Here is a 10,276-nt window from a genome sequence, read left to right as displayed (position 1 = left end):
CTCGAAGTTTGGTGTAGAGCGCGTCACGAACCCGCCGTTTGTTGGTCTTGCACTCGGTGGGAGAGATTTCGGACCAACAGTAGTCAGCGGTTCGGTTCGCGCAGTACAGGTATTGCTCGGCGGTTCGGTGGAGTGCGTCGCGTTGCTCGTCGGAAACGGCGAGTTTCACGACGGCGGTTCGACGCACGTCCATACGTCAGAGAAGTACCGGCGGTACTTATATATCCGGGAGTCAGTCGGGTGCAGTATGCCGGTTGTGTCGTACCATGTCGGTTTCTGCTCACGGGCCGCAGGCCCGTTCGCACGGCCCGATGGATCTCCGATCCCTCGCTGTCCTCTCCGGCCTACTCGCCCCCTTCGCTACGCTTCGGTCGCTCCTTGAGGCCGGAGGCTCCACCTTGTGTAATGCTGAACAGCGCGCTCGACACGCGGGTAGCAATCAGACCGGAGTGGTTACCTCGAGTGATGCATCCGGGCCGATGCGTCCGCTTGGCGACGTAAGATAGTCAATTCGGCAACAAACTCGTCGCAGGTACCAGAAATATGGTCCGCTATCTTCGACGGAATCGATAACAGTTAATTACGGTGGCTCACCGAACATGAAACACATGCCGTTCAACGAGGTGGAGGTGACCGTCGACGCCGTAATGAACTGCTGGATGGCCCTCGAGCGTGACTGGCAGAGCGTTCTCGTCGGGGCGATCATCGTTGTACTGGTCGGTGGACTCGAGTTGCCAATTCCGTGGTGAGGCAATGAGTGCTCGTCGGCTGGTGCCAGGGATTGCAGTCCTCTGTCTTGGTGCACTCCTCGCTCGAGGGGCGGCGCTGTCACTTGGCTTCAACCATCTCTTGCTCGCCATTGCACTCGGTTTTCTCGCAACGAACACCGTTGGGATTCCAGCGCGACTCGAGCCCGGAATCGCGACGCATAAACTGTGGTTAGGTGCCGGGATCGTTCTCATGGGGGCGTCGATTTCGCTCGAGAGCGTCCTTGAGGCCGGCGGCTACGTGCTCTTACTGGTCGTCGCGGTAACTGCAACGACGCTTCTGGTCGTTGAACTCCTGGCGCGCACTGTCTTCGGATTGGCAGACCGCATGGGATCGTTGCTTGCATCCGGCGCAAGCATCTGTGGCGTGTCGGCAGTCGTCGCCGTTGCAGGTGCGATCCGCGCTCGAGAGGAACAGATCGCGTATGCAGCCGCGACAGTACTGCTGTTCGATGCGATCACGATCGTGGTCTATCCGGTCGTCGGTGACCTGCTCGGTCTGTCCGGAATGGTGTTTGGCACCTGGGCCGGACTTAGCATGTTCTCGACGGGACCAGTCGTCGCCGTTGGCTTCGCCCACTCCGACGTGGCTGGCCAGTGGGCAACGATGACCAAACTCTCGAGAAATGCGCTCATCGGGGCTGTCGTCCTCGCGTATGCGAGTTACTACGCTCGTGAGGCCGGCGGTGCACGGCCGTCCGTCCGTACGCTCTGGGATGAGTTTCCGAAGTTCGTACTCGGCTTTCTCGCACTCGCTGTCGTCGCCAGTGCAGGCGTCCTCTCCTCGGCACAGCTCTCCTCGCTCGAAAACGCCTACAACTGGCTGTTCGTCATCGCATTCGTCGGATTGGGTACCGAAATCCGACTCGAGAATCTCAGACGAACCGGACTCACTCCTGCCGTCGTCGTCCTCTGTTCGCTCCTCGTCACCAGCGTCCTCTCGCTGCTCATCTTACTGGCGCTGTTTTAGCTGAAGTGGCACTCGAGCATGTCGGATGACTCTCCCAAAGCACTCTCGAACCGAACTACCGGGGATTATTGCCTAGTTAGAGAGAGCGCCTCACTCCGTCGAAATCGACCGGCTCCCAACGTATACAGGGATCAATCGAAACGTATCACCTGCCTGTAACTCGCTGATACGGCAATACTTCTGTCATGTACGCCCAAGCGACGCTGTCTCTCGTGAGTGAAGGTTTGCTCGATACCCGCTCGAGGCGGCTCGAGGAGGGTGCTGTGGTGAAAATGAGCAACACGACTTTCGGCGAGGACACAGTCGACTGGGAGCGACGGCCAGTAAGTACAGGATGCGGGTGAGAGAGCCACGCACGGGATCGAGAGTTTTGCTGGTTTCCGATTGTGCGACGAAGTGTTGCAGGCGAAGGAGGGGATACAAGTCTCTAGTTCGTACGGGTGAGCAGAATGGAGCGGGGGCACTCACGACGAACGATGCTCGGCCTCCTCGGCTCCGGGTCAACGCTTGCACTTTCGGGATGTCTCGCTGGATCGTCGTCCGGCTCAGATATTCGCATCTCGGGTGGCGTCGGCCCGCTACCGATGATGCAGGTCTGGGCTGACGAATACGAATCAGACACCGGCGTCGGGATCGACGTCTCCGGCGGCGGCACCGGCGTTGGCGTCTCTGACGTCCTGAACGAACAGGTCGACATCGCGATGATGGGACGGGAACCCGACGACGACGAAATCGAGCAAGGACTGTTCGCCGTCGCAATGCTCATCGATACCGTCGTTGGGACGATCAACGTCGACAATCCCGTCTACAGCGACCTTCGGGAAAACGGCCTGACGAGAGACGAACTCGAAGGCGTGTTCACGCGAGAGATCACCAACTGGGGTGAACTCGTCGAGAGCGACGTCGACGAACCGATCTACGTCTACGGCCGCTCGGACTCCTCTGCAGCGTACAAGCAGTGGGGCGACTTTCTCGGCGGCGAGGACGACGCGTACACCGAGAACGAACTCGAGGATTTCGCCGACGGGAACTTCGACGGGGACCAACAGATCGCCCAGGCGATCAACAACGACTCGCTTGGCATGTCGATGAACAACATCAACTACGTCTACGACTTCAATACCGGCAATCTCGAGATGAACATCCGGCCGGTCCCGCTCGATTTGAGCGAGAGTGGAACACTCGAGTCAGGAGAGGACTTCTACGACACGCGCGACGAGTTTCTCACCGCCGTCGAGGAAGGTATCTACCCAGCACCACCGGCCCGCGAGATGTTTATCGCGGCCAACGAGGAGTTCGAAGACGAAGCCGCGGAGTTCGCTGCGTGGGTGCTTACGGAGGGCCAGCAGTACGTCCCCGACAACGGGTACGCGCCGCTTTCCGACGACCGACTCGCAGAAGAACAGGGACGACTCGAAGAGCGCCACGACGGACTCGAACTCGAGGTGAGCAGCTAGATGGCACCCACGACTGACCATGGACAGCCCCCTGACCAAGAGCGCCAGGGGCGACTCGAGCGACGACTGGTGATCGAGCGCCTGAGCAGTTACTGGCTAATTGGTGCCGGACTGTTCGCCGTCGTGCTGTTCGGGCTAATCGTCCTGACGCTTGTCCAGCAATCGATCCCGATTGTCTCCGAGCACTCCCTGCTCGAGATGCTGACCTCGTCGAACTGGGATCCCGCACAGGAGGAGTTCGGCTACTTGCCGGCTATCGTCGGCACGATCTACGTGACCGTGCTCTCGATGGCAATGGGGACGCCGATTGCGATTCTCGCGGCAATCTACATCGCCGAGTACGCCGAGGGACGGATGAAGGTGATCGTCTCCTCGTTCATCGACGTGCTGGCGGCGATTCCGAGCGTCATCTTTGGCCTCGTCGGACTGATCGTCGTCGTCCCGTTCGTCGGTGACTATCTCGCGCCCGCACTTGGCACCCACAGTATCGGCCTCGGAATCGTCACGGTCAGTCTCGTGATGGCGATCATCGTCACGCCCTTCATGATCTCGCTGACGGTGGAATCGCTCGAGGCGCTGCCGGATGAGTTACGCGAAGCCTCGCTCGGCGTCGGCGCGACGAAGTGGGAGACCATCCGTTCCGTGCTGCTTCGCGCTGCAGGGCCAGGCATCTTCTCGGCAATCTTGCTCGGGTTCGGTCGTGTCTTCGGCGCGACAATCGTTCCCGCAATGCTCATCGGTGGCCAAACAGCGATTCCCGAGTCGCCGTTCGACGCCGGCGAGACGTTGCCCTCGCTGATTGTCAACGACTTCGGCGAACTGATGTCGATCCCGCTCACGCAGTCTGCGCTGATCTTCGTCGGACTGCTGTTGCTCGTCATCGTCTGGCTGTTTAACTTCGGGGCGATGCTCGTTCGTCGCCGCCTCAAACGGAGGTGGCAGTACTGATGGATCGATACACCGAACAGCGACTGTTCGGGCTGCTCGCCCGTGCCAGTGCCGCGCTCATCGTCGGCGTCTTAGCACTCGTCATCGGAGTGACGATATACCGTGGCGGACGCGTGTTCATCACCGATCCCGCAGTCGTGATCACGCCGCCAGGCTCGAGGTACATGCTCGATGGCGGCGGTGGCTTCCTTCATGCCGTGCTTGGAAGCCTCTTCATCGTCGTCCCGGCGACCGTTATCGCGATGGTCCTCTCGCTCTCGACGGCCATCTACCTCCAGAGTGACTACTCGAGTGAGCGCACGTCGGACGTGATCAACATGTTCCTGAACGTCCTCTGGGGGACGCCGCCGATTGTGTACGGTGTGTTCGTCTTGACGGTGATCATCGCCGTCGGCGCCCAGACGAGTCTGATCTTCGGGATCGTCGCCATCGCCATCTTCCAGTACCCGATTATGACTCGCTACGCCGACGAGGCGTTGCAGTCTGCGCCCGACACGGTCAAGGAGGCGTCGTACGGTCTCGGTGCGACCCGCATCGAGACGATGCGCGTCACCGTCCGGTCGGCCTTACCAGGGATCATCGCCGGCGTCATCATGGGTTTTGCCCGCGGAATCGGCGATGCCGCGACCGTCCTCTTTACCGCCGGCCGAAGCACGCAGATGCCGGCTGGACCGTTCGATCCGGCGACAACGTTGCCGATCCTCATCTTCGAACAGGCGGCGTCGTTCAACGCTGAAGTCCGGTCGCACGCCTACGCCGCCTCATTCGTCCTCATCGTCGCCGTGCTCGCACTGATCGTCGCATCGAAACTACTTGCGGGTCGCTACGCCCGCTTTACCCCAGGAGGGAGATAACATGACTCAGAACACCACCGATACCCCCGTCATCCGAACTGACGACCTCGAGGTAACGTACACCGGAGACAGAGACGTCACGGCGCTTAACGGTGTCAGCGTCGATTTCAGCGAGAACAGACTCACGGCCATCATCGGCCCCTCGGGCTGTGGGAAGTCGACCCTGCTGAAGTCGCTCAACCGACTCCACGAGATTCAGCCAAACGCCGACATCAGCGGCGAAGTGTTCCTCGAGGACGAACCGGTCTACGACACCGACGAGCCGCTGCCGGAGATTCGCCGACGAGTCGGCTACGTCCCGCAGAAACCGACGCCGTTGCCGGTTTCCATCTATAACAACGTCGCGTATGGGCCGAAGATCCACGGCGACTACTCGCGCGAGGAACTCGACGACATCGTCGAAACCCAACTGCGGAAGGTCAACCTCTGGGACGAGGTGAACGACCGACTCGACGCACCCGGCGCAGAGCTTTCGACCGGCCAGATTCAGCGCCTCTGTCTTGCTCGGTCACTCGCCGCAGAACCCGACGTCCTCCTCTGTGACGAGGTGACCTCGGCGCTTGATCCACTCTCCGCCGAGCAGGTCGAAGAGACCCTTGCCGACCTCAAAGAGGAGTACACGATCATCATGGTCACCCACAGCATGGAACAGGCCAGACGCCTCGCAGACGACGTGCTCTTCCTCTATCTCGGCGACGTCGTCGAGACGAACGACACGCGCTCGTTCTTCGAAAACCCACAGCACGAGCGAACGAAGCAGTTCGTCGGTGGCCATACGACCGTTGCTGACGATACCGACAGTGACGCGACTGACACAGCGTCAGACGACCAACCTGTGGTCGACGAGCAGGTCACCCCAAACTGACGACCACAGTGCAAACGCACAGCGACCACCGCTTACTCCCACTCGAGTGCGTATTCTTCGGCCCGCTCGCCAATTGTCTCGGTAAACTCATCGAACGGAAGCGGTGCCAGAAGCGGCTGTCGGTGCGTAATCGTTTCGGATATATCCTCGTGATAGCGGACCTGCACCTCCACATCGTAGGGGAACTCGCGTTCGTCAACGCCGACGAATCCGTACTCCTGCGTTGCGTTTGCGAGAACGGCTCGCCACCGATCAATCGAAGCCAAACCGGCCGATTCGACACCGTGTGCAAATAGGTTCGTCCGGATTTCGTCGTAGGGTGCTGTGTCAGAGAGATAGTCCTCGAGGTGGTTGGCGTCGGGGTTGGTGTTAAACGCCAGCCAGTACGGAACCGAGCCAGTTCGCATCGTCCACCACGGCTCGACTAAGGCGAACGACTGGGCGAACAGCCGGTCGGGTGCGTCTCCACGAGCCGCGTACTGCTCTCTGTACAGGTTGGCAACGAACGGGCTCAAATCCCGCGGATCATCGAACGAGAGCCGGCGAACGTCGTGGTCCTGCTCAGCTGCAAACCGCTCTATGTCTTCGCGAAGTGCAGGCTCGAACCCCCACTCGGCTTCCGGCCCTCGCTTATCCGGTTCGGGCACGTCCCACTGACGAATCCCGGCCTCGTGGCGCTCGAGGAATCTGGCTACGGCGTCGCTGCCCTCGTAGTACTCCTCGGGCGAGAGCCCGCCACAGCCGCCAAGTTGGAAGCGATGGCGCTCGCCGAGATTGATTGCCGGCCAGTCGTACTCACACTCGAGGGAGATGATCGTCCCGCCGGGCTCGAGGACGGTCTCGAGAAACTCCTCGTAGGCCGGCCCCAGGGTGCGAGATTTCACGCGGAAGTAGCCCAACTTGCGCACCATCAGCCGATCCTGATTCGGGTCGTGCATCTGGTGAAGTGAGACGTCGGGATTTGCCTCGAGAAACCGCTGGGCGTGTTCGCGACCCCACTGAATGTCCTCGCGGATGGCATCTGGTCCCATCTCGCGTCTGATCGGCACGAGAAAGGTCTGGGGTAGCCACGGAATGCCGAGCAAGGCCGCAAGGTGAACCGCGGCACCGTTACTCGAGCCAACGATGACGGCGGGATAACCACGCTCCGGATACTGGTCGACGACCCACTCACGAAATCGCTCGACATCGATATCACCGAGGTCGTCGGGATCGATACCCTCGTTCGCGCCACCTCGCGTATAGATGCCCGACCGAACGCGCCGTGGCAAGTGATTCACTCGTTTTGCGAGCGGGGTAAGTCTCGGGTTGATCATCTCCAGTCCGGGAAACTCCTCGCCGCGGAGAGCGCTGGCCGTGGCACGAACGAACACCGTCGTTGAGTCGAAATTCGGCAAGCCGTACGGCGTTGATCGCTCGCCCGCGAGTACACTCGAGATGCGCATCAGGCGATCACCATTGCGGACTCGAGTCGCCGGAGCCAGCCACTGGACGGACGAGCGAGCGCCTCTTGTAGAGTCACATGGGCAACAGCAGACATGACAGAGTGCTACCACACTCGAGCAGATAAGCGTCAAGCCGGCATTGCTCAGACTACCGGACAACACAAGTTCCAGCAGGTCGACCGAACGGTGGGTGACCGCTGGCCGGTCGGAGCACGTTCGCCCGATAGTATCATTTACGGTGGTCGGCTACCAGAACTGACGTATGTCCGACAGAGACGGCGATTTCGAGGGCTACGGTGGCCGCTACGTTCCAGAACCGCTCGAGGACGCACTCGAGGAACTCGCGACTGCCTACGATGAGGTTGCGACGACTGAGGCCTTCCAGGACGAGTTTCGCGATTTGTTGGCCGAGTTCGCCGGCCGACAGACGCCGCTATACTACGCGGGCAACCTGAGCGACCGCTACGGCGCGGATATCTACTTCAAACGCGAGGACCTGCTCCACGGCGGCGCGCACAAGATCAACAACGCACTCGGGCAGGCACTACTCGCCAAACGCGCCGGCCGCGAGCGACTGATCGCCGAAACCGGCGCTGGCCAGCACGGCACCGCAACCGCGATGGTCGGCGCACTGCTCGGCCTCGAGACCGAGATCTACATGGGCCGGAAAGACGTCGAGCGCCAAGAAATGAACGCATTCCGGATGCGACTCATGGGTGCGGAGGTCAACGAGGTCACGCGCGGCAACGAAGGGCTTGCCGACGCCGTCGACGCCGCACTCGAGGACTTCGCACAGAACGTCGAGGAGACGCACTATCTGGTCGGCAGCGTCGTCGGCCCCGACCCGTTCCCACGGATGGTCCGGGACTTCCAGTCCGTCATCGGCGAGGAAGCTCGCGAGCAGTTCCAGGCCCGAACGGGCGGCCTTCCCGACGCCGCAGTCGCCTGCGTTGGCGGCGGCTCGAACGCTATCGGCCTCTTTCACGCCTTCCGCGACGACGACGTTGCTTTCTACGGCGCAGAGGGCGGCGGCGAAGGTGCGGACTCGAGCAAGCACGCTGCCCCGCTCGCCAAGGGAACTGATGATGTGATCCACGGCATGAAAACCCGCGTCATCGACGAGGACGTCGACGTCCACTCTGTCTCCGCTGGACTCGACTATCCCGGCGTCGGTCCCGAACACGCCATGTTCCGCGCTGTCGGGCGCTGTGAGTACACCGGGATCACTGACGAGGAAGCACTCGCTGCGTTCCGCGAACTGAGCGAAACAGAAGGAATTATTCCCGCCCTCGAGTCGAGCCACGCCGTCGCGCGAGCGATCCAACTCGCCGAGGATGGAGAACACGAAACGATCCTTGTGAATCTCTCTGGACGTGGCGATAAGGACATGGAGACGGCAGCCGAAAAGTTCGAGTTCTGAGCACGCCGAAACCGGATCAATTCTTTGCGAGTTATAACAACCCTTGCTCGTCCTGCAACGTTCGATACTGCACTAGATACCGATCCAGAATCTCCGAGCGGTCGTACTCAGCAAAGGTGTCGTCATAGTCCAGTCGCTCGAGGTCACCAGCCTCGACGATTGCATCCGCGAGTTCTGCCTCGCTCGTCGTTCGAAAGCCCCGATCCCAGCCTTCCACGAGTTCGTGGGCACTCGAGTCGACGTGGTACTCGACGATGCCGACACAGCCTGAGGCCAGTGCCCAGCACATCTCAGTCGGGAACACGCAGTGTTCGGCTGTCTGAGCGAAGACATGAGCACCGCGGTAGACTGCGATGCGCTCCTCGCGCGAGCACTCGCCGCGGAAGGTGATACGATCCCGAATCCGAAGGTCAGACGCGAGCTGTTCGTAGGCCTCGCGTTCGGGGCCGTCGCCGATCACCGTCGCGGTCCAGTCTTTTTGACGTAGTTCTGCGAGGCCGAGAAACAGGCTCTCGAGATTTGCGCCCTCATCGAGTCGACGGGCGTAAACGACGTCGACCTCGTCACCGGGATCAACCGACTGAATGCGCTCGAGATCGATGGGATTCGGGACGATATCGATTGTGTCTCCACTGAGTCCCTGCTCGCGGATCCAGGTCGCGACGAGTTCCGAGGGAACGTGAATGCGGTCAGCGCGGCCAGCCCCCCAGCGCCGCCAGCGATTTTCCTGAACGCCGCCATCGCCGTACCACTCGAGGACCAGCGGTGCTCGAGCGAGCGTTGCGCCGACTGCTGCGGGGGCGACCTGGCCCGGCGGAGTGGCAGTGACGTGGACGACGTCTGGCTGTGCTCGGGTGAGTGCAATTGGCAGTCGGAACGCAATGCCGGATCGCGCGTCGGTGCTCTCGGTGATGGCGTGATACGTGATCTCGTCTTGTTCGAACTGTGGGTGGTCGCCACCCCAGTACGGCGCACAGAAGACGGAAACGTCGTGACCGGCATCGCGAAGCAGTTCCCAAATCGTTCGCAGCCGGCGGTTCGTCTCGGTATCACGGTGCTGGACCGTTTCGAGCGAGACGAACGCGATGTGCATATACCGCGCCACGCAGGGCGAGGATAAAAAATCACTTCTTTCAGATCGCTGGGCAAAGCCAGCACGAACGCGTCGAATAGATGGCCTCGAGGTGGCACTCGGCTTCAGCCATGGAGACTACAGCCGGTGTATCGCTCGAGTGATGATTGGATTAGTATTTGTTCTGCTTGTCGGCGTCGTCATCGTTGTCATCCTCATCTTTCTCGTCCTTGTCATCTACTTTCTCATCTTTCTCGTCTTTCTCGTCCTTGTCATCTACTTTCTCATCTTTCTCGTCTTTCTCGTCCTTGTCATCTACTTTCTCATCTTTCTCGTCTTTCTCATCCTTGTCATCTACTTTCTCATCTTTCTCATCTTTCTCGTCTTTGTCATCTACTTCCTCGTCTTTCTCATCCTTCTCGTCCTTGTCATCTACTTCCTCGTCTTTCTCGTCTTTCTCGTCCTTGTCATCTTCTTC

10 protein-coding genes and 1 pseudogene are annotated in these 10,276 nt (G+C 60.4%); 8 read left to right on the top strand and 3 right to left on the bottom strand.

The genetic code is table 11. The annotated features are described in order from the left end of the window. Window positions 1-193, bottom strand: a pseudogene (locus tag G6M89_RS21945) (RNA-guided endonuclease TnpB family protein); the annotation flags it as partial. A 406-nt stretch (window positions 194-599) separates the two neighbouring features. On the opposite strand from G6M89_RS21945, the gene G6M89_RS21940 reads away from it, so the two are divergent. From G6M89_RS21940 to G6M89_RS21915, 6 genes are all read left to right on the top strand, one after another. Beyond that, on the top strand, window positions 600-749 hold the full coding sequence (locus G6M89_RS21940; RefSeq protein WP_165164024.1) for a hypothetical protein: 150 nt from the start codon (window positions 600-602) through the stop codon (window positions 747-749). Between the two features lie 4 nt (window positions 750-753). Next, the gene (locus tag G6M89_RS21935) at window positions 754-1,737 is read left to right on the top strand and encodes a YeiH family protein (RefSeq protein WP_165164032.1); all 984 of its coding nucleotides are present in this window, start codon (window positions 754-756) and stop codon (window positions 1,735-1,737) included. Between the two features lie 449 nt (window positions 1,738-2,186). Beyond that, a complete protein-coding gene (locus tag G6M89_RS21930; RefSeq protein ID WP_165164031.1) occupies window positions 2,187-3,194 on the top strand; it encodes a PstS family phosphate ABC transporter substrate-binding protein in 1,008 nt (335 codons plus the stop codon). After that, entirely contained in the window at window positions 3,195-4,142 is a 948-nt protein-coding gene (gene pstC / locus G6M89_RS21925; protein WP_165164030.1) for a phosphate ABC transporter permease subunit PstC, read from the top strand. Beyond that, window positions 4,142-4,996 (top strand): PstA family ABC transporter permease, encoded by an 855-nt coding sequence (locus G6M89_RS21920; protein ID WP_165164029.1) that lies wholly within the window; start codon window positions 4,142-4,144, stop codon window positions 4,994-4,996. Before pstC ends, G6M89_RS21920 begins: the two co-directional genes overlap by 1 nt. 1 nt (window position 4,997) lies before the next feature. Further along, entirely contained in the window at window positions 4,998-5,861 is an 864-nt protein-coding gene (locus G6M89_RS21915; protein WP_165164028.1) for a phosphate ABC transporter ATP-binding protein, read from the top strand. A 32-nt stretch (window positions 5,862-5,893) separates the two neighbouring features. On the opposite strand, the gene G6M89_RS21910 is transcribed toward G6M89_RS21915, so the two are convergent. Beyond that, on the bottom strand, window positions 5,894-7,306 hold the full coding sequence (locus G6M89_RS21910) for a hypothetical protein (protein WP_165164027.1): 1,413 nt from the start codon (window positions 7,304-7,306) through the stop codon (window positions 5,894-5,896). A gap of 262 nt (window positions 7,307-7,568) precedes the next feature. On the opposite strand from G6M89_RS21910, the gene trpB reads away from it, so the two are divergent. Beyond that, window positions 7,569-8,726: a tryptophan synthase subunit beta gene (gene trpB / locus G6M89_RS21905; RefSeq protein ID WP_165164026.1), complete on the top strand. Its 1,158-nt coding sequence runs from the start codon at window positions 7,569-7,571 to the stop codon at window positions 8,724-8,726. Window positions 8,727-8,757: 31 nt separating this feature from the next. Here trpB and G6M89_RS21900 read toward each other — a convergent pair whose 3' ends face one another. After that, window positions 8,758-9,819, bottom strand: coding sequence for a glycosyltransferase (locus tag G6M89_RS21900; RefSeq protein ID WP_165164025.1), 1,062 nt, complete (start codon window positions 9,817-9,819; stop codon window positions 8,758-8,760). Between G6M89_RS21900 and G6M89_RS21895 the strand changes: the two genes are divergently transcribed. Beyond that, the coding region (locus G6M89_RS21895) for a hypothetical protein (protein WP_206335675.1) at window positions 9,812-10,276 on the top strand (465 nt) is incomplete at its 3' end. The genes G6M89_RS21900 and G6M89_RS21895 overlap by 8 nt on opposite strands.

It is taken from the genome of Natronolimnobius sp. AArcel1, assembly GCF_011043775.1.
Lineage (GTDB): Archaea > Halobacteriota > Halobacteria > Halobacteriales > Natrialbaceae > Natronolimnobius.
The sequence above is the reverse complement of the archived record's forward strand: the minus strand, read 5'-3'. Positions and strand labels throughout refer to the sequence as shown.